Origin of the sequence: Novosphingobium sp. PhB57 (genome assembly GCF_004342985.1) — a bacterium.
Lineage (GTDB): Bacteria > Pseudomonadota > Alphaproteobacteria > Sphingomonadales > Sphingomonadaceae > Novosphingobium.
In genome coordinates, this window is the sequence record NZ_SMBO01000003.1 from 169,183 (window position 1) to 193,417 (window position 24,235).

At 65.0% G+C, this 24,235-nt stretch carries 23 protein-coding genes and 1 tRNA gene; 15 read left to right on the plus strand and 9 right to left on the minus strand.

Annotated features, from left to right (window positions below; all coding sequences use genetic code 11):
* The first annotated feature begins 121 nt into the window (after positions 1-121).
* From EDF58_RS11540 to EDF58_RS11555, 4 genes are all read left to right on the plus strand, one after another.
* The gene (locus EDF58_RS11540; protein WP_132265575.1) at positions 122-1,384 is read left to right on the plus strand and encodes an MFS transporter; all 1,263 of its coding nucleotides are present in this window, start codon (positions 122-124) and stop codon (positions 1,382-1,384) included.
* 115 nt (positions 1,385-1,499) lie between these two features.
* A complete protein-coding gene (locus tag EDF58_RS11545) occupies positions 1,500-2,543 on the plus strand; it encodes an ROK family protein (protein WP_207912933.1) in 1,044 nt (347 codons plus the stop codon).
* 133 nt (positions 2,544-2,676) lie between these two features.
* Positions 2,677-5,412 carry a TonB-dependent receptor gene (locus tag EDF58_RS11550; RefSeq protein ID WP_207912935.1) on the plus strand — a complete coding sequence of 912 codons (2,736 nt, stop codon included), beginning with the start codon at positions 2,677-2,679 and terminating at the stop codon, positions 5,410-5,412.
* 125 nt (positions 5,413-5,537) lie between these two features.
* Positions 5,538-6,410 (plus strand): glycerophosphodiester phosphodiesterase family protein, encoded by an 873-nt coding sequence (locus EDF58_RS11555; protein ID WP_132265579.1) that lies wholly within the window; start codon positions 5,538-5,540, stop codon positions 6,408-6,410.
* A 556-nt stretch (positions 6,411-6,966) separates the two neighbouring features.
* Here EDF58_RS11555 and EDF58_RS11565 read toward each other — a convergent pair.
* Positions 6,967-7,058: transfer RNA gene (locus EDF58_RS11565), tRNA-Ser, on the minus strand.
* Between the two features lie 335 nt (positions 7,059-7,393).
* Here EDF58_RS11565 and EDF58_RS11570 point away from each other — a divergent pair.
* From EDF58_RS11570 to EDF58_RS11580, 3 genes are all read left to right on the plus strand, one after another.
* Positions 7,394-8,146, plus strand: coding sequence for a DUF1134 domain-containing protein (locus tag EDF58_RS11570; protein ID WP_243654239.1), 753 nt, complete (start codon positions 7,394-7,396; stop codon positions 8,144-8,146).
* Between the two features lie 207 nt (positions 8,147-8,353).
* Positions 8,354-9,532, plus strand: coding sequence for an aromatic amino acid transaminase (locus EDF58_RS11575; RefSeq protein WP_132265584.1), 1,179 nt, complete (start codon positions 8,354-8,356; stop codon positions 9,530-9,532).
* Positions 9,533-10,066: a GNAT family N-acetyltransferase gene (locus tag EDF58_RS11580; protein WP_132265586.1), complete on the plus strand. Its 534-nt coding sequence runs from the start codon at positions 9,533-9,535 to the stop codon at positions 10,064-10,066.
* 62 nt (positions 10,067-10,128) lie between these two features.
* On the opposite strand, the gene EDF58_RS11585 is transcribed toward EDF58_RS11580, so the two are convergent.
* The 6 genes from EDF58_RS11585 to EDF58_RS11610 are packed head-to-tail and all read right to left on the minus strand — an operon-like array spanning position 10,129 to position 14,115.
* Positions 10,129-10,746, minus strand: a complete 618-nt coding sequence (locus tag EDF58_RS11585) for a riboflavin synthase (RefSeq protein WP_132265587.1) — start codon at positions 10,744-10,746, stop codon at positions 10,129-10,131.
* A 2-nt stretch (positions 10,747-10,748) separates the two neighbouring features.
* A complete protein-coding gene (ribD, locus tag EDF58_RS11590) occupies positions 10,749-11,765 on the minus strand; it encodes a bifunctional diaminohydroxyphosphoribosylaminopyrimidine deaminase/5-amino-6-(5-phosphoribosylamino)uracil reductase RibD (RefSeq protein WP_243654200.1) in 1,017 nt (338 codons plus the stop codon).
* Complete coding sequence (locus EDF58_RS11595; protein WP_132265589.1) at positions 11,762-12,259, minus strand: hypothetical protein; 498 nt, start codon at positions 12,257-12,259, stop codon at positions 11,762-11,764. Before EDF58_RS11595 ends, ribD begins: the two co-directional genes overlap by 4 nt.
* 33 nt (positions 12,260-12,292) lie before the next feature.
* On the minus strand, positions 12,293-13,018 hold the full coding sequence (locus EDF58_RS11600; protein WP_132265591.1) for a SprT family zinc-dependent metalloprotease: 726 nt from the start codon (positions 13,016-13,018) through the stop codon (positions 12,293-12,295).
* A gap of 3 nt (positions 13,019-13,021) precedes the next feature.
* Complete coding sequence (locus tag EDF58_RS11605; RefSeq protein WP_132265593.1) at positions 13,022-13,519, minus strand: YcgN family cysteine cluster protein; 498 nt, start codon at positions 13,517-13,519, stop codon at positions 13,022-13,024.
* Entirely contained in the window at positions 13,516-14,115 is a 600-nt protein-coding gene (locus EDF58_RS11610) for an SCO family protein (protein ID WP_243654201.1), read from the minus strand. The genes EDF58_RS11605 and EDF58_RS11610 overlap by 4 nt, the downstream gene beginning before the upstream one ends.
* Positions 14,116-14,317: 202 nt before the next feature.
* Here EDF58_RS11610 and EDF58_RS11615 point away from each other — a divergent pair, with 202 nt between their 5' ends.
* The 5 genes from EDF58_RS11615 (at position 14,318) to ssb (ending at position 18,418) form a co-directional block, all read left to right on the plus strand.
* Positions 14,318-14,875 carry an ankyrin repeat domain-containing protein gene (locus EDF58_RS11615; RefSeq protein WP_243654202.1) on the plus strand — a complete coding sequence of 186 codons (558 nt, stop codon included), beginning with the start codon at positions 14,318-14,320 and terminating at the stop codon, positions 14,873-14,875.
* 8 nt (positions 14,876-14,883) lie between these two features.
* Positions 14,884-15,537, plus strand: coding sequence for a COQ9 family protein (locus EDF58_RS11620; RefSeq protein WP_132266196.1), 654 nt, complete (start codon positions 14,884-14,886; stop codon positions 15,535-15,537).
* A 122-nt stretch (positions 15,538-15,659) separates the two neighbouring features.
* Positions 15,660-15,899, plus strand: coding sequence for a FeoA family protein (locus tag EDF58_RS11625; RefSeq protein ID WP_132265596.1), 240 nt, complete (start codon positions 15,660-15,662; stop codon positions 15,897-15,899).
* Positions 15,896-17,740: a ferrous iron transporter B gene (locus tag EDF58_RS11630; RefSeq protein WP_132265598.1), complete on the plus strand. Its 1,845-nt coding sequence runs from the start codon at positions 15,896-15,898 to the stop codon at positions 17,738-17,740. The genes EDF58_RS11625 and EDF58_RS11630 overlap by 4 nt, the downstream gene beginning before the upstream one ends.
* Before the next feature lie 81 nt (positions 17,741-17,821).
* Entirely contained in the window at positions 17,822-18,418 is a 597-nt protein-coding gene (gene ssb / locus EDF58_RS11635; RefSeq protein WP_132265600.1) for a single-stranded DNA-binding protein, read from the plus strand.
* Between the two features lie 104 nt (positions 18,419-18,522).
* Here ssb and EDF58_RS11640 read toward each other — a convergent pair whose 3' ends face one another.
* Positions 18,523-19,905, minus strand: a complete 1,383-nt coding sequence (locus tag EDF58_RS11640; RefSeq protein ID WP_132265602.1) for an oligosaccharide flippase family protein — start codon at positions 19,903-19,905, stop codon at positions 18,523-18,525.
* Complete coding sequence (locus EDF58_RS11645) at positions 19,902-21,125, minus strand: glycosyltransferase family 4 protein (RefSeq protein WP_132265604.1); 1,224 nt, start codon at positions 21,123-21,125, stop codon at positions 19,902-19,904. The genes EDF58_RS11640 and EDF58_RS11645 overlap by 4 nt, the downstream gene beginning before the upstream one ends.
* Positions 21,126-21,289: 164 nt before the next feature.
* Here EDF58_RS11645 and EDF58_RS11650 point away from each other — a divergent pair, with 164 nt between their 5' ends.
* Genes EDF58_RS11650 through EDF58_RS11660 form a run of 3 tightly spaced genes read left to right on the plus strand, consistent with a single transcriptional unit; the run spans position 21,290 to position 24,233 of the window.
* Positions 21,290-22,153 carry a 2OG-Fe(II) oxygenase gene (locus EDF58_RS11650; RefSeq protein ID WP_132265605.1) on the plus strand — a complete coding sequence of 288 codons (864 nt, stop codon included), beginning with the start codon at positions 21,290-21,292 and terminating at the stop codon, positions 22,151-22,153.
* Entirely contained in the window at positions 22,153-23,322 is a 1,170-nt protein-coding gene (locus EDF58_RS11655; protein ID WP_132265607.1) for a glycosyltransferase family 2 protein, read from the plus strand. Before EDF58_RS11650 ends, EDF58_RS11655 begins: the two co-directional genes overlap by 1 nt.
* A complete protein-coding gene (locus EDF58_RS11660; protein WP_132265609.1) occupies positions 23,319-24,233 on the plus strand; it encodes a glycosyltransferase family 2 protein in 915 nt (304 codons plus the stop codon). Before EDF58_RS11655 ends, EDF58_RS11660 begins: the two co-directional genes overlap by 4 nt.
* Positions 24,234-24,235 lie beyond the last annotated feature (2 nt).

The following is a 24,235-nucleotide window of genomic DNA, read 5'->3' on the forward strand; positions in this document are numbered from 1 at the left end:
CCGCCGGGATATTTCTTCGTGTGCCATGCTAAGCTGCGTATGCGGCAGCGCCTTCATAAATCTGGAAGAATTGCGGTCCATGGCGCTGCTTTGAATAGCAGGATCGAGCAGAAGCGATTTCATGAAATTTGCCCGAAGCAGCAGTGCGGAAGGTCGCAGTTTTGCGCTCTTCGGGCTTGGCCAATGCGCGCGTTCCATCTTGTGGTCCACGGTGGACTTGCTGATCGGCTATCACTTCATCGAGCGGACCGGCCTTTCCGGAAAAATGGCAGGGGCAATCCTATTCGCGACTGTGCTGATCAGTGCGTTTCCCGATATGTTTATCGCGCAGTGGCTGGCCGGCAGGCGCGATCCGCAGCGAGCGGCATTGAAAGCGCAGGCGTGGTTCGGTCTTCTGGCCGCGCTGCTGGCGCTGCTCCTGTTCGGTCCCAAGCCGGAAGGCACCGTTGCCGCGATTGTCTATATCTGCGTGACCTCGGTACTGTTCCGGTTCGCCTACGCCGCTTACGATGTCAGCCAGAACGCCTTGATCTCACTGCTACCGGCGGACGGAAGCGACGTGGCGCGCTATACCACCAACAAGACCGTCATGGCCTCTGTCGGCAGGCTGATCGCCTCGTTGCTTATCTTTGCCGCGCTGCTCTCGCCTTCCGATGCTCTGGCCGACATGAAATTGCTGGCGATCACGATCCTGCCTATCGCAGCCAGCGGCTTCGGCCTGGCGCGACTGGCGAGAGGCCCAGTGCCTGCCCGGATGTCGATGGAGACGGCAAGCTGGCGGGCCCTGCCTTATCGGCGATTGATGCCGCCGATCATCGCGACGTTCTTCCATTACGGCATGCTGGGTGCAGCGTCCCGCTTTCTGGCACTTCACGGCGATCCGGCCGCTGGTTCGGGTCTTGCCGGTTCGCTGGTCATCAGCATGGTGACAGGCACGATCATCGGCCCCTTCCTTGAGCAACGGTTGGCGGCGTCGGTCGACAAGAGCATGATCGTCGGATCACTCGGCGCTGTGGCGGCGATCTCGGGCATTGCGCTTGCCCTGCCATTTGCAGGAGCCGCGCTGCTGGTGCTGGCGATGATCTACGGCACCGCAACATCCGGAATGGCGAACCTGATCTGGGAAAGGGTCGGCACCATCGCGCACGATCATCGCATCCGTACTGGTGGGCAGATCGATGCGCCCGCCTTCGCCTTGCTTACCACCAGCCTCAAGCTGGCCATCGCCCTGTCCACTCTGATCTTCGGCCTGCTGATCGAGCCCTATCGTCAGGGAATGCCCATGGCCGCATGGGCCATGGGAGCGATCCTGCTTTTGGGCGCGGTGGGGACGTGGGGCGCACTGCGCCATTCGCATGGGCAACGCGCATGTATCTTGACCTGACCTCGGGCGGCATGGTCTGCAGCGCCACATTACTATGCTGAACGCCCGCAAGTCTCCCGTCTCGCTCTCCAGCGACCAGAAACGCATCCTGTGGCATATCCGCAGGCATGGCCCAATGCCCCGTTCGCGGCTTGCCGACGATCTCGACATGCATAATGCCGCGATCACCCGACTGGCCCGCGAACTCATAAACCTGGGCTGCCTGGACGAAACCGAGAGCCAGACCACCCAGCGCGGCCGCCCGCTGGTGCCGCTCGCACTCAGCGGGCGGGTCGGCTACGCGGCAGGCGCCATGGCCCATCCGGGCTGGCTCGAACTGGTGCTGATGGACTTTGCCGGAGACGTCTTCGTGCGCCATGCCGAGCCTTTTTCCAGCCCCGACCCGCGCGCCTTCATCGAACGGGTGGGCGAACTGCTCAAGCAGCATGCGGGCGAAACCCGGCTGATCCGCTCGCGTTTTCTGGGGCTGGGCGTAGCGGTCCCCGGCTTCGTGCCGCACCCGGGATCACCGCGCCGCTGGACCACGCAATGGCTGGAAGGCTGGCGAGAGATCGACCTGCCCGACTTTTTCGAGGATTGCCTCGGTCTGCCGGTCTGGACCGAGAACGAGAGTACGCTGGCGGGTCTTGCGGACTTCCACGATCAGGAGCTGGCGCGAAGCTACGCCTCTGCACTCTCTCTCTTCGTGGGCCATGGCGTGGGCGGCAGTATCGTGTCCCGCAGTGACATCATGAGCGGGGAATACGGCAATGCCGGAGACGTCGGCCAGTTGTACCCGGACCTCGATCTGCCGCGCCCTTCCGGCATCGACCTGGTGCGGACCATCAACGAAGCGGGCGGCACCCTCGGTTCGCTGCACGAGGTCGCGGATTGCCTTGATCTTCATGCAGACGTCATAGCGCGCTGGGTAGAGCGTGCCACCGGCCAGCTGATGATGTTGGCTTATAGCGGCGCCGCCTGGAACGATCCCGGTGCGTTGCTGATCACCGGCTCCATTCCGCTTCCCATTCTCCAGCAGATCGGCGAGCGCGCGCGTCTTGCGCCATGGCCTTCGCCGCGCCCGGCACGGCCGATCCATGTCACGCGTCTTGGTAGCTGGGCCATTCCCATCGGCGCGGCGCTGCTGCCTCTCCATCATGTCATGACGTTCGAGGAATAGAGGGCGAGGAATAGACGGCGAGGAACAGACGGCATGGGGGCTGCCGCGATTAATTTCATTTTAAATAAATAAAAGCGTCACGCTGCGCAGGGAAAGGGCGGCCCTGCATATTGCCAAACAGCGGGGACCAAACATGAAAACCTTCTTCCTGACCGCCAGCACCATAGCCATCGTGCTATCCTGCACCACCGCCCACGCCGAGGAAGACGCCGAGGCGCCGTCCATTCTCGTCACCGGCATTCGCTCCGCCAACCAGTCCGCGATCGACACCAAGCGCGATGCGGTGAACATCATGGATGCCGTCAGCGCCGACGACGTGCGCGCGCTGCCCGACAACACCGTGGTAGAGGCGCTGAAGCGCATTCCGGGCATGGCGGTGTTCCCCACCAACGATAACGAACACACACAGGACGAAGCAATCAGCCCCGCCATTCGCGGCCTGAGTGCGGCCTACAACAACGTCACGCTCGATGGGCTTGCCATTGCCTCCCCGGGTACGCCCAACGGCGTGGTCGGTAATATCGCGCGCGGCGTGCGGCTCGACATCCTGCCTACCTCGATGATTTCGCAGTTGCAGGTGGTGAAGACGTTCACGCCGGATCTCGATCCCAATGCGGTCGGCGGCGCTATCAACATCGTGACGCGCAGCGCTTTCGAGGACGGTGGAAAGCCGTTCTTCACGATGGAAGGCGCGCTTGGACTGGCCAGCGATCGCGGGCAGCCAACCGAACAGGACAGCCCGGGCTATCGCCTCAACGCTACCGGCAGCACCACCTTCGGCGCCAACCGGGAGTTCGGTTTGGTACTGTCCGGCAATTACGAGACGATTTCCAGCTATACTGAGCAGCACGCGACATTCGATACCGGCTTCTACAACTTCTACGACGACAACGGCACCCGCGTCACCAATGGCACGCTGGGCAACGGCATCGCCGTGCCGAGCCAGGACCGCTATTGGGTCAGCCCCACCACCCGCACTCGCTGGGGCATGACCGGCAAGCTGGAATTCAAGCCGGGCGACGATTTCGAAGCCTTCGTGATGGGAGGCTACTACAAGTTCAAGACTCACTATGAGCGCAACGAAGTCGAACTCTCGCTAGCGCCCAATTCGCAGTCGAAGGTGCTGGATCAGACCCCGACGACCGGCCGCTACGCCATGGGCGGCGTGCGCATCGGCTACATGGACGACTATATCGACCAGACGACCCGCATAGCGCAGGCCGGTGTGACCTGGCGACCGGCGGAACGTCACGTGTTGAGCCTGCGCGGGAGTGCGTCCAGGGCGACCTATGATGAAGACTCGATGATGGTCAAATATGCCAGCGGCGTGACCCGCAAGGTTTCGGGCACATCGGGCACGTCGCAAGCCAACATCAGCGAATTCGCATTCGGCTACGATACCTCCGATTTCGATTTCCGTTACATCCTGCCGGTTGGCGAGTATAACGATCTCAGCAACTACTCGCTGCTGTACTACCGGCCTTCGGTGCAGCGAACCGCCCGGGATGAACTGTACAACATCCGTGCCGACTATGCCTTCAACCGCGATCGCAGCGATCGGGGGTTCGGCTTTGCAGCCGGGCTTTCCTATGTCGATGACAGCGCGGATTATGGTGTGGAGCGCACGGAATTCCATCCCAATACCACGGCAGGATCGCTGCTCCTGTCGGAAGGTGTCGGCCGGTTCGGCAACTTGATGAGCTTTACCGAGGGCTTGCGCCTCATTTCCATCGACAAGAATAGGGCGCTGGCCCAGCTCGCCGCACAGCCTTCCTCGGCGTTCAACGAGACGAACCAGTCCACGTTCAACATGCAGGACGACTTCACGCACTGGGAACGCACCCTGGGCGGCTACATGCTGGCCAGCTTCCGCAGCGATGCGGTTTCGCTCCAGGGCGGCCTTCATTATGACAATACGAAACAGACCACGACCAGCAAAGTCCGCGTCTCCGGCGTATTTCAGGATACGCCGGCAAGCTCGAAATACGATTTCGTGCTGCCATCCTTTGTCGGCACCTGGCACGCTGCGCCTTCGCTCGACGTGCGCGGCGGTTTCAGTCAGACCATCGGCCGCCCCAGCTACGACACGCTTGCCTCGCGCAGTTCGATAACGTTCGTCGACACCTCGGACGAGGGCAATCCGAATGCCGAAGGTGTGAACGTGACGGTCGGCAACCCGAACCTCAAGCCGCGCCTGTCCACCAATTACGACATCTCGGTCGAATGGGTGCCCTCGCGCGAGTATGGCGGCATCGTATCGGTCGCGGCGTTCTACAAGGACATCAAGGACGAGATCTTCACTTCGACCACGGTCGGATACATCTATCAGGGTGTCAATTACGCCAACGCCCGCGTCAGTCAGCCGATCAATGCCTCGAAAGCGCGCATCAAGGGCGTGGAACTGAACGCGATCGTCAATTCGCTGGGCTTCATCCATCCCATCGTCAGGGACTTAGGCATCAGCGCCAACGCGGCCTTCTACGACGGCAAGCTCAACGTTCCCTTTGGCGACGGGCAAAGCCGCAGCCTGAACAATCTCGTCAACCAGCCTGACGACACGCAGAATGTCAGCCTGTTCTACGCAGCCAATGGGTTGGAACTGCGCGCAGCATGGAACCGGCAGGGCCGCTCACTCCGCGCGATCCAGAGCGATGTCTACTGGCAAGACCTGTATTGGGCGCCGCGCAGTCAGTTCGACCTGACAGGCAGCTACAGCTTCGCCGACGGCGCCAGCATCTACGTGCAGGCATCGAACGTCACAAAGAACCGTATCGTCTCGAGCACGGGGCCGGGCAAGGACTTGTTGCGCAATGCCTATACCGTGCCGATGACAGTGTGGGCGGGCATCCGCTTCACCCCGCGCTTCTGATCCCTGACTGAAAACCTGTGACCTCTTGCCCGCCGATCGATGGGCAGGAGGTCCATCGAAGGATTCTCCAAACCGTGTTTTTTCCCTTCAGAAAAGGGGCTCAAACCCTTGCGCCTGCGCTTATCATGCTCGCCATCGGTATGGCGGCGCCCGCCGCGGCCAAGGCACCCCACCATCTCTCACTGGCGCAGCGCCTCGCCGATCCCCGCCCGCTCGTGGTCGCGCACCGGGGTTGCTGGCGCATGCCCGCGGAGAACTCGCTGGCGGGTATGCTTTACTGCATCGATCACGGGGCCGACATGCTGGAAGTGGATCTGCGCGAGACCGCGGACGGCGAACTGGTCGTGATGCACGATGCCACGCTGGACCGCACCACCAACCTCAAAGGCCTGTTGCGTAACACCCCTGCGGCAGACGTGCTTGCCGCGCGCCTGCGTGAAGGCATGGGCGGGCCGGACGCGCCATTGACCGACCAGCACGTCCCTTCGTTCGAACAGGTTCTGAAGGCCGCCAAAGGCCGAACGCTTCTGTTCCTCGATATCAAGGAGCCGGTTCATGCCGAGGCCGCGGCGCTGGTCAGGCGCTACGGCATGGAGGATAGCGTGCTCTGGTCGATGAACGGGACCTATGGCCCGGCGCTCTACGCTGCACTGGGCATCCCGCCAGCAGCAACGATGCCCAAGTTCGACGAGCACGATCACGGGCAATGCCGAGGGGCCGCGGATGCCGCCGCTGACAAGGCCCGTTATGCAGGCGTGAAGGCAGATATCTATGAGGCCGTATTCTGCTCCGACACCTACCTCGCGCAGGTGCGCTCGGTTGGCGGCAAGGCAGGCATCTGGGTCAACGCGCTTGGCCCGACGTTCATGGCCGGCCGCGAGGAAGGTGACGCCCTGGCCTTGCCGGACAAAGTATGGGGTGAATTGCTCGACGCCGGCGTCACTGCGATACAGACCAACTTCCCCGAGGAGCTCAAGGCATATCTAAGACGCCGCTGAACGGTCGGGTTAGACGGAAGCACGCTGGGATGGTGAGAGGCCGACAGGAAGGGAGTCTATTTGCATACCTCGGAACGATGCAATCTTCAGCTTCCGACAGCCGATTTCGTCCCGCAACAATCGCCGTTGCGGTAAGCTCCCCCGAAGTCAGGCGGACTTCAGGATCTTCGGAAGGCTCCCAACTGCCGTCAAGAATGGCATCCTTGCCCCAGTAGGCACGGATGGAGAGCGAGAAGGCGCCGCCAGGTGTCGGAAGCCAGTCGCGAGGGCGACAATCATCGTGCGGCCCGGCGAAGGCGCAAGCCGCTGCAAGCAACTAGGTTGTGGTCCTCACAGATGCGAGCGAACCGACAGGACCATATTTTCGTGGCGTCATCTGGAATCGGGATAATTGAATTTCTGTGAGTAGCTAGCCACTGCCTTGGCTCGCAGATTCGTCAACCGAATGTCCTGACAAGTCCCAGCGTGTTCCCCTGTAGCGGGGATATTCTCAAGGGAATCATCAATGGTTTGGGCTGAAACCTAGGCCCACGAAGCGCAGAAAACTGCGCCGCCGTGGCGGAGACGGAGGGATTCGAACCCTCGGTACCCCCTTAAGGGTACGACGGTTTAGCAAACCGCTGGTTTCAGCCACTCACCCACGTCTCCGTAGCGGCCTAGGAGGCGCCGTATAACGAGGGGTGTTTGTGTCGGCAAGAGGGTCTTGGCGTAGTTTTTTACGCCTGTGGAAATGTTTGTCGAGGCATGGGGTTTCGCGGGGATTCGATCTGCCGCAAAACCGAGTCGTCCTGTCGACCGTTCATTGCGGGGTCATGCGCTCTGGATTCTTTAGTGGCATGTCGCAGTGTGCGCTCGGGAGCGTACCTGTCGTATGGAATTCGGGATCGCCATTGGAGGGCCACCAGATGTCATTCACCACGCAAATCGCCGCCAGGGGGGCGACGGTTCGCCTGTCTCGGAGGGTCGGCGGCGCCGTTGCGGCCATGCTGGTCCTGCTCGCTCCGATAGGGTCCGCCACGGCACAAGTGACCACGGTCGATCCCGACGCGGCGATCGACAGCGATCTCAACGGCGGAAACGCCTCAGGAAACACGTATGCGCCCCCGGCCGAAGCGCCGCCGGTGGACGCGCCTTCGCCTTATCCGGGCAACGGAACGCCGGTCGATTCGTCAGCTAACGGTTCGACCTACCAGCCCGCGCCCAGCCCCTCGCAGACTACGCGTTCGCAGACCACGCCGCCTGCCGACGGATCGACGACCTATCGCCAGGACGACCTGATCGGCGCCGCCGAGGGCGTCTTCGGCAAGGGTGCCAAGGGGCTCGCCGGCGTGATAGAGGATCTGCTCAAGAAGCAGGGCGAGCCGAACGGCTACATCATCGGCCGTGAAGGCGGCGGCGCGATCGCCGTGGGCCTGCGCTATGGTTCGGGCACCCTCTATCACAAGGTGGAGGGCGAGCAGCCGGTCTACTGGACTGGCCCTTCGATCGGCTTCGATGCCGGTGCCAACGCGGGCAAAGCCTTCGTGCTGGTCTACAACCTCTACGACACCGAAGACCTCTACCACCGATTCGGTGCGGGCGAGGGGCAGGCCTATCTCGTGGGCGGCTTCAACATCAGCTATCTGCGCCGCGGCAACGTCGTGCTTATTCCGGTTCGCGCCGGTGCGGGCCTGCGTCTCGGGGCCAACATCGGTTACATGAAGTTCACCCACAAGCAGAGCTGGATGCCCTTCTAAGGCGCGTCCAGCTCCCCGGTTTTGGATCCATGCAGCGTCGGCTCCCGGTCGGCGCTGCACGGCTTTGCATCTTTCGTTCCATTCAAACAAAATTTCGCCCTGACGGGCATCCGGCATCGCCGGGCGCGATAAATTTGCAGTTCTCGGCAATTGTCGGTCGATCCGGCATTGCGCGCTGTCCCTGCTCGGTCTAATGCCCCGCGCGCCATGCTTACGAACCTTCAGCAACAGCCCGCCGATGCGCTTCTCGCGCTCATCAAGCTCCACAACGCGGATCCGCGCGCAGACAAGATCGACCTCGGCGTCGGCGTCTACCGCACGGGCGAGGGGGATACCCCGGTGTTCCGCTCGATCAAGGCGGCCGAGGCGAAACTCGTCGCCGAGCAGGACTCGAAAGCCTATCTCGGTCCTGAGGGCGACATGGGCTTCGTCGAAGCGCTCATGCCCTATGTCTTCGGCAAGGACAGCCCCGACATGGGCGGCCGCATCGAAGGCATGCAGACCCCCGGCGGCACCGGTTCGCTGCGCCTCGCACTCGCGATGGTGAAGCGCGCGGGTTATCAGCGGATCATCGTCGGCACGCCGAGCTGGCCGAACCATGCGCAGATCTGCGCCGACCTCGACCTGGGCGTCGTTGAATTCAACCACGCACTGCCCTCGGGCCACCCCGACATGGACGCCGTGCGCGCCGCGATCACCGGTGCCCAGGAAGGCGATGCCATCCTGCTGCACGGCTGCTGCCACAACCCCACCGGTATCGACTACACGAACGAGCAGTGGGACGAGATTGCCCAGCGCATCGCCGATGCCAAGATCCTGCCGATCCTCGACCTTGCCTACCAGGGCCTGGGAATGGGCATGGAAGAAGACGCCTATGGCCTGCGCCGCGTGCTCGTGGCCATGCCGGAAGCCCTGATCTGCTATTCGTGCGACAAGAACTTCGGCCTCTATCGCGACCGCGTCGGCGCTCTCTATGCGATGGTCTCCGATCCGGCCGACCTCGCCAAGGTCATGTCGAACGGCCACAACCTGGCGCGCGCCAACTGGTCGCAGCCGCCAGATCACGGCGGTGCCGCGGTTCGCCTGATCCTTGAGGATGAAGCGCTGACCGCGCAGTGGCTCGCGGAACTCGACGAGATGCGCGACCGCATGCGCCAGGTTCGCGCCAAGCTTGCCGCTTCCGGAACTGCCGGTGCGGTGGACCTGACGCCGATGGGCGGCCAGAACGGCCTGTTCTCGATCGTGCCGCTCAGCAAGGACCAGGTCCTTGAAATGCGCGAGAAGCACGGGATCTACATGGCCGGTTCGGGCCGTATCAACGTGGCGGGCCTGACGATGGGCAACATCGACAAGTTCATCGCCGCAGTGGCGGACGTGACGGCCTGAATGGATCGCCAGCCGGTCCTTGAAGGGGACCGGCTGGTCCTTCGTCCGCTTCGTGCCGACGATTGGGACGCGCTGTTTGCCGTGGCTTCCGATCGCGAGATCTGGGCGGGCCATCCCGCTCACGATCGCTGGCAGGAGCCGGTGTTCCGGCGCTTCTTTGCCGAGGCAATGGCCAGCGGCGGGGCTCTCGCGGTTGTCGACAGGCAAAGCGGGGCGCTGATCGGCTCCAGCCGTTACGGCCAGCCTGATGGCGACGAGATCGAGATCGGTTGGACTTTCCTGGCGCGCGCGTATTGGGGCCGCGGCTGCAATGCCGAGATGAAGCGCCTGATGCTTGCCCATGCGCTTGTCCATTTCGCGCGGGTGACCTTCATGGTCGGCGCAAACAACGTGATCTCACGCAAGGCCATGGGCCATATCGGCGGCGTTCTGACGGATCGCGCTTTCGAACGCGAACTATGCGGCGTGATCGTTCCGCATGTGCTTTTCGAAATCACCCGCGAGAGCTTTGCTCATGGGCCTTTTGCGGATTGAGGATTTCTGGCTGGAGGCCTTGAAAGGGTCTCCGAGCGACCCTTCCGCGGCTTTGATTTCCCTCAGTTCCGCAGCGACTGCATCCGCTGCAGGTAGCGGGCAAGCACGTCGATCTCCAGGTTCACGCTGTCTCCTGCCTTAAACGTGCCGATCGTGGTCACTTCGGAGGTGTGGGGAATGATGTTGAGCGTAAAATGGCAGCTACCGTCCGCCTGGTCGGTCACGTCGTTCACCGTCAGCGATACGCCGTCGACGGTGATCGATCCCTTGGGGGCGAGATAGGGCGCCAGTTCCTTCGGGGCGGCGATCACGAAGCGCTTCGAATCGCCTTCCGGCGTCACGCTGACGATGGTGCCGACGCCGTCGACATGGCCTGTCACGATGTGCCCGCCCAGTTCGTCACCCAGCTTGAGGGCAGGTTCGAGATTGAGGCTGGTGCCCTGGGTCCAGCGGCCCGGCACGGTGCGGGAAACCGATTCCGCCGAGATGTCCACTGCGAACCAGGCGTCGCCGGCCACGCCGCCCTTGTCCACCACGGTCAGGCACACGCCCGAGCACGAGATCGAAGCGCCCATGGCGATGCCGGCCGGATCGAAGGGGCAAGTGATGACCGCGCGCAAATCGCCCGTCTGGCGGGCTTCGCGGATCTGGCCGATGGCGGTGACAATTCCGGTGAACATGGCTACCTTTCGAGCGGGTGCTCTGATGAATGTGCGGTTTCGTAGACTTCCAGCGTGTCGCTGCCAAGCCGCCGCCGTTCGGCCAGGCGCCAGCGGCCGTGGGCTTCGGAAAGGCTTGCAAGCCCGAAGTCGGAAAGAGCGGGACGTCCTCCGATGAGGATCGGTGCGCGATAGATCAGCAGTCGATCGACCAGGCCGGCGCGCAGGAAGGCAGTCGCAGCGCCGGCGCCGCCCTCGACGAAGAGGTGCTGAATGCCCGCCATGCCGGTCACGTCCTCGGGCCTTGCCAGCGCCTTCCAGCCTTCGGGAACGCTGCCGCTTGTCAGCACCCAGCGCTCCGGGCTGCGCGCTTCGAGCCCCGGCAGACGGACATCGAGGCGAGGGCGGTCGGCGCGCAGCGTTCCGCCGCCAACGAGGATGGCATCGGCCCTGGCCCGCATGGCATGGGTATGGGCACGGGCCTCGGCTCCGGTGATCCACTGGCTCTCGCCGCTGGCAAGGGCGATGCAGCCGTCGAGCGACAGCGCCAGTTTGAGCGTCACTTCGGGACGGGCGAGGCGCTTGGAGATCAGGTAGCCGGAAAGGCTCTGCTGGCAGGCCATTGAAGGCAGATAAATCGCTTCGATCCCGGCCGCGATCAGGCGCGCAAGGCCGGCGCCGGAGGTGCGGGGGTCGGGGTCCATGCAGCCGATGACCACGCGGGCCAGTCCGGCCGCGCAGACGAGATCGGCGCAGGCGGGGCCGCGCGCCGACTGGTGGGCGCAAGGCTCCAATGTGACGTAGAGCGTGCCGCCTCGCGCAGCTTTGCCCGCGAGCGCAAGACACATCGCCTCGGCGTGCGGGCGACCGCCGGGCTGGGTCCAGCCACGGGCGATGACCTTGCCGTCCTTCACGAGGATCGCGCCGACGCTGGGGTTTGGCCTGCTGGAAGGCCGTGCGCGTGCAGCAATCGCGGCGGCCGCGGCCAGCCAGCGCGCGTCGTGACCGGCGGCAGCTTTCACCTTGTCAGCAGTTTTCACTGGGCAGGCTGGGTCGGAACCTGATCGACCTGCGGCAGCGTACGTCCTTCGGGCAGGCGGGGCTTGCCGATGCGGTCCATCTCGGCCTTCTTGCGCGCGGCTTCCTCGGCGTCGGCCTCACGGGCGATCTTGTCCACGTCCATCCCGGAGTAGCGACCGATCGTCTTGTAGATTTCGCGAACGTCCTTCTCGCGCCGGGCCTGCTCGGCCGCCCAGGCTTCCTTGCGCTTCTGGTTCTCGATGTTCGAGGCGAGGATCTGTTCCTCGGTGCGATGGGCCGGAAGCACCGAGATATAGACGACCTTGGGCGGCGGATGCGGGCCGCGCCCTTCCTGGGTCGACATGAGATAGAAAACCGAGAACGTGCATGCTGCCGAGACCGCGGCGATGCGCCAGCGGTTGCTGCCCGCCTGCTTCCACACCGCGCGGAAGTCTGCGATCATGCCGACCGGGCTGACGTCTTTCCAGTAACCAGAACGCTTGAACAGTGCCATGCCGGGCTATGTAGTCGCTAAAAGGGCGGAACGCTACCCGAACGGCACATAGAGCGAGCGGCCATTTTCCTTGAGCCACCGATTGGCCGAGGGCACGCTGCCTTCGAAGATTTGTCCCAGAAAATCATGGAATGCCGGCGAATGGTCGAAGTGCACAAGGTGTGCCACTTCGTGCGCCACTACCGAGCGGCGCACGGGGTCCGGCGCCATGATGAGCCGCCAGTTGATGCGAATCGATCCATCCGCCGCGCAGCTGCCCCAGCGCCGCCGTGCGCTCGACAGCGCCAGCGCCGGTGTCGCTTGTGCGGCGCGGTCGCAGTATTCCGCCAGATCCTGCGCGAGCACGTCGCGCGCTTCGCCTTCGAGCCAGCGCTTCAGTCGCGCAGCCAGCGAGTCTTCCGGGCCGCCGACCAAGAGCAATCCGTCATCCGGCACGGGGCGGCGCGGCAGGGCGGCATGGTGCCGGATCGTGAAGCGGTGGCCCCGAAAGTCGAGAAGGGCGCCGTCGCCCAGCGGCTGCACCTTGGGCAGGGCCTCGATCTGGATCGCCAGCCAGGACTGTTTGGAGCGGGCGAAGGCCACGGCGTCCTCGGTGCGCGTCCATTGCGGGACGGAAATGCGGATTTCGCTGCCGTCGGGCGCGAGCCGCATGGTCATCCGCCGGGACTGCGCCAACCTGCGGATCACGACGGGAACCTGACGGCCGGCGATTTCGAGCACCGGCTCCTTGCGAGGGTCACGGCGAAGCCAGTCGAGCACGGGCTATTTGCTCTCCCAGGGCGCGGGGCCTTCGGGTTCCAGATATTCCTCAGCGTCCTCATCGTCGCCATAGGGCCAGACGATGTGGTTTTCGAGCGGCCCGGCCACCGTCTCGCTGATGACCTTGCCCGCAACGGAGATCCCCGCCGCGTGGACCGCCTCGCGGTCGCCGCAGACGAGATAGTGCCATTCCGGCAGGGGCTCACCGTCCGCGCGCAGGCGATAGGCGCAGCTGGGCGGCAACCAGGCCAGGTTGCCCGCCGTCTTGGGCGTCAGCTTCAGGCAGTCCGGCACGAACTTGTGCCGCCGGGGATAGTCGCTGCACTGCGCCGTCTTGAGATTGAGCAGCTTGCAGGCGACGTTCGTGTGGTAGATTTCCCCGGTATCGGCATCCTCGACCTTGTGCAGGCAGCACTGGCCGCAACCGTCGCAGAGGGCTTCCCACTCCTCGCGGTTGAGCGTGTCGATCGGGCGTTCCCAGAAAGGCTTGGCTGCGTTCACTTCACCCACTTCGCCAGTTCGGCCGAGACGGCTTCCGGTCCCTTGTCCACCGGCAGCATGGCGATCGGCTTGCCCTCCGGGTCCATCAGGAATGCCGTGCGGCTGTGATCCATGAGATAGCCTCCGGGCGTCGATTCGCCTTTCTTGTAATAGACCGCAAAAGCGTCGGCCGCCTGCTTGATCTGCGCGGGGCTGCCGGTGAGGCCATAGAGGCGCGGTCCGAAGGCGGCGGTCCACTGGCCCACGACTTCGGGCGTGTCGCGCGCGGGATCGATGGTCACGAAGATCGGCTGCACTTTGGCGGCCTGCGCGGCATGGGCCTTCTCGTAGAGAGAGAAGCCGCGCATCATCGCCTGGACATCCATCGGGCAGGCATCCGGGCAGAAGGTGTAGCCGAAGTAGACGATCCGCCATTTGCCCTTGAAGCTCTCCCAGGTAACGGTCTTGCCGTCCTTGTCCGTCAGCGTGAAGGGCCCGCCGATCTGCGCGCCTTCCAGCGGCGGCGCCTCGGTGGCGGACTGCTGGCAGGCAGCGAGCGACAGGCCCAGCGAAAGGGCCAGGGCGAGGGGGGCGATACGGCGCAGCAGGTATGTCATGGCGCCGCGCTTCATGCTCTGCTAGAGCCTCTGGCGCAAGGGTGCGATGCCGGAAGGGAAGGCCGGTTTTCAGGGCGCCCTTGTCTGTCTGGAGGTAATGAAGGTGTCGAAGACCATGTCCGGGAACGTGTCCCAGCGCTCGCGTGGAATCCTCAGAGCGCGTCCTGTCAGGGCATTCCTGGCCGCACTGGCCGCAGGCCTGATGTTCGCTTCCCCGGCTCACGCCGATTTCTCCGAGGGGTACAAGTTCCTCGAATCGGTGAAGAAAAAGGAAGGCGAGAAAGTCGAGCAGGCGCTTGCCGACAATGGCCAGATCGTCAACGCCAAGGACGTGACGACGGGCGAGACGGCGCTGCTGATCGTCACGAACCGCCGGGACATCACCTGGTTGAGCTACCTCATCGGCAAGGGCGCCAACGTCAACGCTTCCGACGACCGTGGCCGGACCCCGCTTTCGGTTGCGGTCAGCCTGGGCTGGCGCGACGGCGTTTCGGTGCTGCTCGATCACAAGGCGAACCCGAGCACGTCGAACGATGCCGGCGAAACTCCGCTGATCTTCGCAGTGCACCGCAAGGATAGCGACATGGTGAAGGCGCTGCTCGAAGCCGGTGCCGATCCCAGCCGCTCCGACAATTCCGGCCGCAGCGCGCGCGACTATGCCGCGCAGGAAGCGCGTGGCAGCACGCTGGCAACCTTGCTGGACGACTATGCCAAGAAGAATTCGGGCAAGGGCAAGGCCGTCTACGGCCCGACGTTCTGAGCGCGATGATGCAAGAGCCAGAAACACTCGAAGGTCTGCGCCGCCAGCTTGCGCCGGCCATTGCCGATGCCGCCGTGTTCGACGGTTGGACGATGGACGCCGTGCGACAGGCGGCGCGTCTGGCCGGCATCGACGCGGCGCTGGCGGAATTCGCATTCCGCGAAGGCCCGATGGCGATGATCTCGGCCTGGGTGAGCCATGTCGACCAGCAGATGGAGCGCTCCACCCCAGCGTCATCGCTGCAGGGCGTCTCCATTCGCGAGCGTATCCGCCGTCTGGTCATGGCCCGTCTCGATGCCGTGGCGGGCCGGGAGGAAGCCTTGAACCGGGCGCTGACGATCATGGCGATGCCGCAGAACCTGCGTACTTCACTCCGTCTGGGGTGGAACAGCGCGGACGCCATGTGGCGGCTCGCGGGCGACACCGCGACCGATTACAACCACTATACCAAACGCACGATCCTGGGCGGGATCTATGCGGCGACTCTGCGGGTCTTCGCTTCGGACAAGAGCGCCGACAAGGCGGAAACCCGTGCTTTCCTGGATCGCCGGATCGAGGGTATCATTCGCTTCGAGAAGACGAAGGCCCAGTTCCTGCGCGCGCCGGAAGAACGCATCAGCCTGGTGCGCCTGCTCGGGCGGCTGCGTTATCCGGCCCGCTGACCGGCCGGCCGGGCTGATGATGCGCGCTTCGGCATCGGGAGAGGGTGTCCGCAGTCGGATCAGGGTTTGTTAGTTATTGCGAACAAGTTGCAATCGCTGCGCTGATCTGGCAGCGGAGCGGCATGACTTTGGATCTTCTCCCCATTGACCAGCGCGCTCGAATCGTCGCGGTGGATTGGAATGCACTGGTTCCCGAAGAGGCGCGCCGCCTTCGCGCGCTCGGCCTGGAGGAAGGCGCGACGGTTTCCGTGGCGCACCGGGGCGTCGCCGGCGGGCGCGACCCGATCGCCATCACCATCGGGCGCATGACGATTGCCGTGCGCCGTGCCCACGCCGTCGCCATGGAAGTTTCGCCGTTATGAGCCGCCAGCGCAAGATCGCCCTCGTCGGCAACCCGAATGCGGGCAAGAGCGCGCTGTTCAACGCGCTTACCGGCGCCCGCCAGAAGATCGCGAACTATCCCGGCGTGACCGTGGAACGAAAGTCCGGCCGCATGGTCCTGCCGACGGGCGAGCCGGTGGAGATGACCGACCTTCCGGGCGCCTACGGCCTCGACGCCACCAGCCCCGACGAGGAAGTGACCTCCAAGGTCATCGCCGGCAAGTTCGCAGGCGAGGCGGAGCCGGACGTTCTGGTTATCGTGCTCGATGCCTCCAACCTCGAACAGCACCTGGTCTTTGCGCAGGAACTGTTGGCGCTGGGCAAGCCTTCCGTCGTCGCGCTCAACATGGTGGACCTTGCCGAACGCGACGGGCTCGTGCTCGACGCGGCCGTGTTGCAGGAAGAACTGGGCGTTCGCGTGGTGCCGACTGTGGCCGTGCGCCGCCGCGGGCTCGCCGAACTGGGCGAGGCGATCGCCTCGGCCGAAACGCGCCACGCCGGGCCAGGCCTGACCGACCTCGGGCCGACCGAGCGCCGCGTCGCCGCCCATGCGATGGCCAATGCCGCGATCCTCTCGGAATCGAAGCAGCACCGGCTCCACGCGCGGCTGGACCAGGTCCTGCTGAACCCCTGGCTGGGGCCGCTCATTCTCTTCGCGTTCCTGTTCGTGGTGTTCCAGGCCGTGTTCGCCTGGGCCGCGCCGCTGATGGACGGGTTGGACGCGGGCGCAGGCTGGCTTCACGATACGGTGAAGGCCTCCATGCCGCCCGGCCTGGTGCGCGACCTGCTGACTGACGGCGTCATTTCCGGCGTCGGCTCGGTGGTCGTCTTCCTGCCGCAGATCATCATCCTCTTCGCCTTCATCCTGGCGATGGAAGCCTCCGGCTACATGGCCCGCGCGGCGTTCCTGATGGATCGACTGATGGCCTATGTCGGGCTTTCGGGACGCAGCTTCATTCCGCTGCTCTCCAGCTTCGCCTGCGCCATTCCCGGGATCATGGCGACGCGCTCGATCACGGATCCCAAGGACCGCCTGACGACGATCCTGATCGCCCCGCTCATGACGTGCTCGGCGCGCCTTCCGGTCTATGCCGTGATCATCGGCGCCTTCATCCCGAACACCAACCTCGGCTGGGGCATCGGCCTCCAGGGCGTGGTGCTCTTCGCGCTCTATGTGGCGGGCATTGTCGGGGCCATGGTCGTCGCGCTGCTGCTGCGCAGCTCGATCACCAAGGGCGCCGCTTCCGGCTTCATCATGGAAATGCCGAAGTACCAGATGCCCCGTCTCAAGGACATGGCGATCGGCCTGTGGCAGCGCGCGTGGATCTTCCTGCGCCGCGCCGGTACGATCATCTTCACGGTCACGGTGGTGCTCTGGATCCTGTTGAACTTCCCGCAGGCCAAGCCTGGCGAGAGCCAGGTCGATGCCTCCATCGCGGGCAAGCTGGCGAACGGCCTGGCCGTGGTGGTCGAACCGATCGGCTTCAACCGCGACATGGCGCTGGCGCTGATCCCCGCCATGGCTGCGCGCGAAGTGGCGGTATCCTCGCTGGCGACGACCTATGCGGTGGACGCGGGCGACGACGAGGACCAGCAGGCCGTCGAACTGGGCGACCGTCTCAAGGGCCGCTGGACCCTGCCGATGGCGCTGGCCTTCCTGGCCTGGTTCGTTTTCGCCCCGCAGTGCATGTCCACCATCGCCGTGACCCGGCGTGAGACCAATGGCTGGAAATGGCCGACGTTCATGCTGGTATACCTTTTCGGCCTGGCCTACCTGGCGGCGGGGGTGACCTACTGGATCGCGGTGGGCGCGGGATTGTAGAAAACCCGGGGCGGCAGACTCGCGCAGGGCCGCTCCATTCGCTAACCCGTTCGCCGAGATTCAGAAGAAAGCGATTCCATCATGGCAGGCAGTGTCAACAAGGTCATTCTGATCGGCAACCTCGGAGCCGATCCCGAAGTGAAGTCGTTCCAGAACGGCGGGCGCATCGCCAACCTGCGCATCGCCACCTCGGAAAACTGGAAGGACCGCGCCACCGGAGAGCGCAAGGAGCGTACCGAGTGGCACTCCGTGGTGATCCAGAGCGAAGGCCTGGTCGGCGTGGTCGAGCGGTTCCTGCGCAAGGGTTCCAAGATCTACATCGAAGGCCAGCTGCGCACCCGCAAGTGGCAGGACCAGAACGGCAATGATCGCTACACCACCGAAGTGTCGGTAGGCGGCATCGGCGGCGTGCTGACCATGCTCGACGGTGCCCAGGGTGGCAGCGGCGGTGCCGGTGGTGGCGGCGCTCGTGGCGGCGGCGGCTGGGGCGAAGGCGGCTCCTCGGGCGGCGGTTCGCGTTCGGGCGGCGGTTCGCGCGGCGGTGACGAATGGGGCAGCACGGGTGGCTCGTCTTCCGGCGGCTCGTCCTCGGGCGGTGCTTCCGGCGGCAGCGAATGGGGCCGGACCGGCAGCAGCGGCGGCTTCGGCGACGATCTGGACGACGACATTCCGTTCTGATCGTTTCGGCCCCTGCCGGACGACATCAAAATCGAAAACCCCGGGAGCCTGTCGCTCTCGGGGTTTTTCGTTAGTGCCAAACAGGGAATATGCGGCGCGGGACCTTATGTCAGGAAGGGTGCCAGAACTCGTGTGCCGATGAAGCCGCAGCCCGTTCCGGCCAGTCCCGCCGCCAGGAACAGAAGCTCCTCGCGCATGTCGAGCAGCCCGGCAAAGCGCAGGCGCACCCATTTCATCACCAAAGCGGGCGCTTCCATGAGGCCGACGGCGAGGACCAGGCCGAGCTGTCCCCATAGGAGATAGCCGGCAAATCCAGCGCCGGACAGCCACACCAGCTTGACCACGCTCGCTTCCAGGGTGGCGCGGATCCGGCCGGTGGCTGTCAGCGCCTCGTTCGCGGCGTTGGACGGCAGTGCGAGGAGCGAGGACAGGCACAGGATCTGCAGATAGCCCGCCGCGTCGGCGTAGCGGTCGTCATAGAGCACGCCCACGATCAGCGGCGCGCTGCCGATGATGCCGCCGGTGGCGAAGCCATAGAGCAGGGCCGGCAGCCGGCGCTTTTCATAGAACTGGCGGCGCAGGTCCTGCGCGCCGTCTCGCCAGAGCTGGGCATATGTCGGATAGAGGACCCGGCTCGCATAATTGGCGGCGAAGCCGAGCGGTGCGGAGGCGAGGTTACCGGCCAGGATGTAGAAGCCGAACCGATCCAGCGGCATGAGCTTTGCCAGCACGAACTTGTCGCATTGCGAGATCAGCAGGAAAATGATGCTCGATCCGGTGACATAGCGGGAGAAGGCCCAGAGCGCCTTGAGCGTCTGGGGATCGAGGCGGAGCCGGCGCCGGGAATCGGCGAAAAGCGTGTAGCTGAACAGGACTTTCAGCAGCCCGCTGACGAAAAGCCCGCCCAGGATCGCCCAATACGACCCCCAGGCCCAGGCCAGCGCGGCACTGGCGGCGATCTGCGCCACCATCGCCGCCAGTTCCAGAGCCGAGAGGCGCAGGATCTGCCGATGGCGCAGGGCGGTGAGCAGGCTCGTGGAGGTCAGTCCTTCGATCACGAACGTCAGCCCCGAGGCGGCGATCAACGGCGCCAGGTCGGGCTTTCCGAAGGCGTGGGACAAGGGCAGCGCCAGCACGACCAGCGTCAGCGCGAGCAACAGGGAACGGATCAGCGAAACCGTCCAGACCGTATCGAGGAAGCGCTTGTCCTCGCCGTTTTCCTGACGGACGACGAAAGCCTGAAAGCCGAGGTCGGTGGCCAGTGCGACCGTGAACTGGACGGAGGCGATGACGCCCGAAATGCCGAAGACTTCCGGCACCAGCAGCCGCGTCAGCACCATGCCGGAAACGGCGCGCAGCAGATTGTTCAGGATGACCGAAACTATGACGACATTGGTGTCGCGCGCCGCCAGTTCGCGCAGGCGGCTCCAGAGCCCGCGCGGCGCGGCGAACGATGGCCAGCCCGGGCTGGCGGCATGCTCGTTCATGGCCGGCACCCGGCGGGGGCGATCGTCCGGGCATAGCAGTCGAGCAGCTTGTCCCCCACGACTTCGAGCGAAAACTCCGCTGCGCAGCGATCGCGGGCGGCCTGGCCCATTGCCGCGGCGCGCTGGGGATCTCCCAGAAGACGGTCCAGCGCCAGGGCGAGCGGTGCGGGATCGGCCACCGGCGAGAGCAGGCCGCTCCGGCCGTCGACGACGATCTCGTCGGCACCTGGCCAATCGGTCGAAACCAGCGGGCTTCCGGCGGCCATCGCTTCCAGCAGGATGTAGGGGAAGTTCTCCCAGCGCGAACTGATGACGGTGGCCATCGCGCTCATCCGCAGCGGCAGGATCTCGGCAGGCTTCAGCAGGCCGCGATAGGTGATCCGGGCCCGGACCTCCGGCGAAAGCCGGGCTTCGGCGAATTGTTCGAAGCTCAGCCGTTCTCCCGGCCTAGTCTCCAATCCTTCGTCGGGGCCGACCATCGTCAGTCGGGCATGGGGGCGAAGACGGAGCAGGTGCTCGAAGCCGAGCAGCATCGTATCGGCGCCTTTCCAGAAGTCGAACCGGCCGACCATCAGCACATGGTCGGGATCGGCCCCCTCCAGGCTCCATCGCGGCGTATTGGCGCGCAGGCGGATAGGGTTGGCGATCACTGCCGAAGTTTGCGCCGGATCGCGTCCGTAGCTGCGGCAGGCGCCGGCCATGATGGCCTGCGTGGGCGCGGTGACGACCGGAGCGCTGCGCACGGCGCGCGCCTCCGCCGCGCAGCGATCGCGTTCGTCGCGCAGTTCCTCATCGGTCAGATGGCGCGGGGGCTTCAGGGCCTGTGGCCCGTGGAGCCGCGTCACGACCGGCGCGGCGATGGCGCGGCCGGCACGTTCGGACCAGCCGAAACTTTCTTCCATCTCGACGATGTCGAAAGGCCGGATCTGGTGGGCCGCGGCGATCTGGCGCGCGACGTTCCGGCCGACTTCGGGCAAGGCCCCTTTCGCATCCTCGCGCAGGCGAGCGAACTTCTCTCCGATCGACGCCATGATCCTGCCCGCGCCGCGTGCCGCCAGCGGGACGGCGCTGCCGTCGCTCGCGTAGAGACGCTCCTGCGAGATGACCGATACCTCGTGCCCGCGGGCGATGAAATGGTCGCGCACGGCGGCAACGTAACTGACGATGCCATTGGCCCCCAGCGAAGGCGGCCAATGGGGAGAGCATAGCCCGATGTGCACGCAGATACCTCCCGCTGCGGGTTCCTGGAAAGCCTACGGAGCCGACCGAAAGCTGTCGATCATGAGAACTTCCAAGGGAGTTTCCTGCCTGCCGGGCGCGGGTGTGCGCGGTTATCCTCGATCGGCGGGCTCCGATGGGGCGCGGCGGCGCGGAAAGGGGTGCAATGGCGTTTCTGGAGATGACCGACCTTGGCGGCTACAAGTGCTTCGACCATGAGGCGTGCAAGGCCGCTGGTGCGGCGAAGGCGGCCGAATATCGCGGAAACCAGCCCTTTCCACATGTCATGCTCGACGATTTTCTGGCGCCGGAAGTCCTGCGCAAGGTCTGCGAGGAATTCCCGGACAGCGAGGGGCGCGACTTCTTCGACCGGGACCAGGAGCGCCTGAAGTTCCAGTTCCGACCCGACCAGTGCAGCGGGCCGGTTACACGCATGCTTTTCGCGGAGCTGAATTCGCGGGCTTTCCTGGCGTTTCTCTCGGCCTTGACCGGGATCCGGGGACTGATCGCCGATCCCTACCATGCAGGCGCCGGACTGCACGAGACCCGGCGCGGGGGGCATCTGGGGATCCATGCCGACTTTCCGCACCACGGCGGCATGAAAGTGGAGCGGCGGCTCAACCTGCTGATCTACCTCAACGAGGAATGGATGCCGGGCTACGGCGGGGCGCTGGAACTCTGGGACCGGGGCATGACCCGCGCCGAGCGCAGCATTCAGCCGGAGTTCGGCCGCGCGGTGATCTTCAGCACCGACCGCGACACTTACCACGGCCATCCCGATCCGCTGGCCTGTCCCGCGGGCCGTTCCCGCCGTTCGATCGCCACTTATTATTATACAGCGATCGGCGCGAGCCTGCCGGCGATCGAGCGGACCACGGATTTTCGGGCGCGCCCCGGTAGCGGCGACAAGGCCGACTGGAGAGTTCGGCTTCACAATCTCAAATCGGACTGGCTTCCACCGATCCTCCAGCGCCGCAACCGTGAGCCGCTCGAAACGGTGCCCATCGACCCCGCCACGGCGGCGTCCTGATGATCGAGGCGGGCATCTGGGCGGTGACTCTGGGGATCTCGGTTCCCGCCGCCATGCTCGCCATCGAATGCGCGCTGGGCCTGTTGCCGCGTCGGAACGGGCGGGACATGGCCGCGGCGCCACCTTTCGTCGTGCTCATGCCTGCCCATGACGAAGCATCGGGGATCGCGCAGGTCGTCGCGGCTGTCATGGTTCAGTTGCGAGCCTGCGACGCGCTCGTCGTGGTGGCCGACAACTGCACCGACGGCACGGCGACCATCGCCCGCGGCCTTGGCGCCGTCGTAGTGGAGCGGACCGATCCGGCGGAGCGCGGAAAAGGCCATGCGCTCGAATTCGGGCGGGACTACCTGGCCTCGGCACCATCGCTCCAGGGACCGCGCGTGGTCATCGTGCTGGATGCGGACTGCGTTCCCGAAAGCGGCGCTCTGGCGTCGCTGGCCTCCCTATCGCAAGCGCGCCGCGCCGTCGTTCAGGGCGCCTATCTCATGGAGCCGCCGCCGGGCGCAGATGCCATGGTGCGGGTATCCTGCTTCGCCTTTCTCGTGAAGAACCTCGTCCGGCAATCCGGGCTCCAGCGTCTGGCGGGCATGACGCTGCTGCAAGGTTCGGGCATGGCGTTTCCGCGGGCGACGTTCGAGCGGATGCACTGGACATCCTCGCTGGTCGAAGATCTCGACATGGGCCTCGATCTGCTCCTGGCCGGGCGCCGGGTCGTCTTTGCCGAAACGGCTCGCTTCACCAGTGCGGCCAGCTCGCGTCAGGCGACTGCGGGCCAGCGTCGGCGCTGGGAGCACGGCATGATGCAGACGGCCTGTCGATATGCGCCCCGGCTGCTTGCGGCCGCGCTGCGCCGCGGGCGCGGGGGGCTGGCGCTGGTCGCGCTGGACCTGCTGGTGCCGCCCACCGTGCTGCTTCTGCTTCTGCTGGTGCTCGCCACGATCCTGGTGGCGGCTGCGGGTGGCTTTGGCCTGCCGCTGCAGGTTCTGTTGGGCGTGGAAGCCTGTCTGGGATCGGCATTGCTCGCCGCATGGTGGTATCATGCACGCGCGATGCTGCCGCTGGCGAGCCTGTTGCGAATACCTGGCTATGTCATCTGGAAGATGCCGCTTCTCGCGCAGTTCGTCACGCGGCGCGAGCGGGTCTGGCTGCGAACGGAGCGTGATCCATGAGCGTCGTCGGCTTCGTCATCATCGGCCGCAACGAAGGGGCGCGGCTCGGCCTGTCCATAGACAGCGTGCTGCGCCAGTCATCGCTGGCGGTCTATGTCGACTCCGGTTCCACCGATGACAGCGTGGCGCTGGCCGGAACGCGCGGGCTGCCGGTGGTCGAACTCGATCCCGCCGTGCCTTTCACCGCGGCGCGCGCGAGAAATGCCGGCTTCGCCTGGCTGACGAGCCGCCATCCCGAACTGGAACTGGTGCATTTCATCGATGGCGACTGCGAACTTGTCAGAGGCTGGCTGGACCGGGCCCTGGCCGCGATCCGCTCAGACGCGGGGCTCGCCGCCGTCTGTGGGCGTCGGCGCGAGCGGGCACCGGGTGCCAGCCCCTACAACCGCCTCTGCGATCACGAGTGGAACACGCCGGTAGGTCTGCGCGAGACATGCGGCGGCGATGCCCTGTTTCGCGTTACGCCCTTTCGCGGCGTCGGTGGCTTTCGCGAGGACCTGATCGCCGGTGAGGAGCCGGATTTGTGCCACCGGATCCGCAGGCAAGGCTGGCTTATCCGTCGGGTCGATGCGGAAATGACAGTCCACGATGCGGCGATGACGCGCTTCGCCCAATGGTGGCAGCGCAACCGCCGCAGCGGCTATGCAACGGCCGAGGCGTTCGCCTTGCGCGGGGAGGGCAATGTCCGCTTGCGCCATGCCGTGGCGAGCAACGTCATATGGGCGATGCCGCCGATGTGGCTGCTCTGGCCCGTGCTCTGGGCGCGGATATGTCGGCGCGGCGGGCCACTGGTGGCGAGCTTCATCACCCTCGGGAAGATCCCGCATTGTCAGGGGCAATTGCAATATTGGTGGCGATCGATGCGCCGAAAGGCTCCGACCGGAGAGACGCGCCTGATCGAATACAAGTAAAA

Coding starts and splice junctions, on each gene's coding strand:
- EDF58_RS11625 (WP_132265596.1), top strand. CDS start 15,660: ATGACTTTGGATCTTCTCCCCATTGACCAGCGCGCTCGAATCGTCGCG.
- EDF58_RS11540 (WP_132265575.1), top strand. CDS start 122: ATGAAATTTGCCCGAAGCAGCAGTGCGGAAGGTCGCAGTTTTGCGCTC.
- EDF58_RS11570 (WP_243654239.1), top strand. CDS start 7,394: ATGCTGGTCCTGCTCGCTCCGATAGGGTCCGCCACGGCACAAGTGACC.
- EDF58_RS11660 (WP_132265609.1), top strand. CDS start 23,319: ATGAGCGTCGTCGGCTTCGTCATCATCGGCCGCAACGAAGGGGCGCGG.
- EDF58_RS11575 (WP_132265584.1), top strand. CDS start 8,354: ATGCTTACGAACCTTCAGCAACAGCCCGCCGATGCGCTTCTCGCGCTC.
- ssb (WP_132265600.1), top strand. CDS start 17,822: ATGGCAGGCAGTGTCAACAAGGTCATTCTGATCGGCAACCTCGGAGCC.
- EDF58_RS11555 (WP_132265579.1), top strand. CDS start 5,538: ATGCTCGCCATCGGTATGGCGGCGCCCGCCGCGGCCAAGGCACCCCAC.
- EDF58_RS11640 (WP_132265602.1), bottom strand. CDS start 19,905: ATGAACGAGCATGCCGCCAGCCCGGGCTGGCCATCGTTCGCCGCGCCG.
- EDF58_RS11630 (WP_132265598.1), top strand. CDS start 15,896: ATGAGCCGCCAGCGCAAGATCGCCCTCGTCGGCAACCCGAATGCGGGC.
- EDF58_RS11545 (WP_207912933.1), top strand. CDS start 1,500: ATGCCCCGTTCGCGGCTTGCCGACGATCTCGACATGCATAATGCCGCG.
- EDF58_RS11655 (WP_132265607.1), top strand. CDS start 22,153: ATGATCGAGGCGGGCATCTGGGCGGTGACTCTGGGGATCTCGGTTCCC.
- EDF58_RS11580 (WP_132265586.1), top strand. CDS start 9,533: ATGGATCGCCAGCCGGTCCTTGAAGGGGACCGGCTGGTCCTTCGTCCG.
- EDF58_RS11550 (WP_207912935.1), top strand. CDS start 2,677: ATGAAAACCTTCTTCCTGACCGCCAGCACCATAGCCATCGTGCTATCC.
- EDF58_RS11620 (WP_132266196.1), top strand. CDS start 14,884: ATGCAAGAGCCAGAAACACTCGAAGGTCTGCGCCGCCAGCTTGCGCCG.
- EDF58_RS11615 (WP_243654202.1), top strand. CDS start 14,318: ATGTTCGCTTCCCCGGCTCACGCCGATTTCTCCGAGGGGTACAAGTTC.
- EDF58_RS11610 (WP_243654201.1), bottom strand. CDS start 14,115: ATGACATACCTGCTGCGCCGTATCGCCCCCCTCGCCCTGGCCCTTTCG.
- EDF58_RS11585 (WP_132265587.1), bottom strand. CDS start 10,746: ATGTTCACCGGAATTGTCACCGCCATCGGCCAGATCCGCGAAGCCCGC.
- EDF58_RS11595 (WP_132265589.1), bottom strand. CDS start 12,259: ATGGCACTGTTCAAGCGTTCTGGTTACTGGAAAGACGTCAGCCCGGTC.
- EDF58_RS11650 (WP_132265605.1), top strand. CDS start 21,290: ATGGCGTTTCTGGAGATGACCGACCTTGGCGGCTACAAGTGCTTCGAC.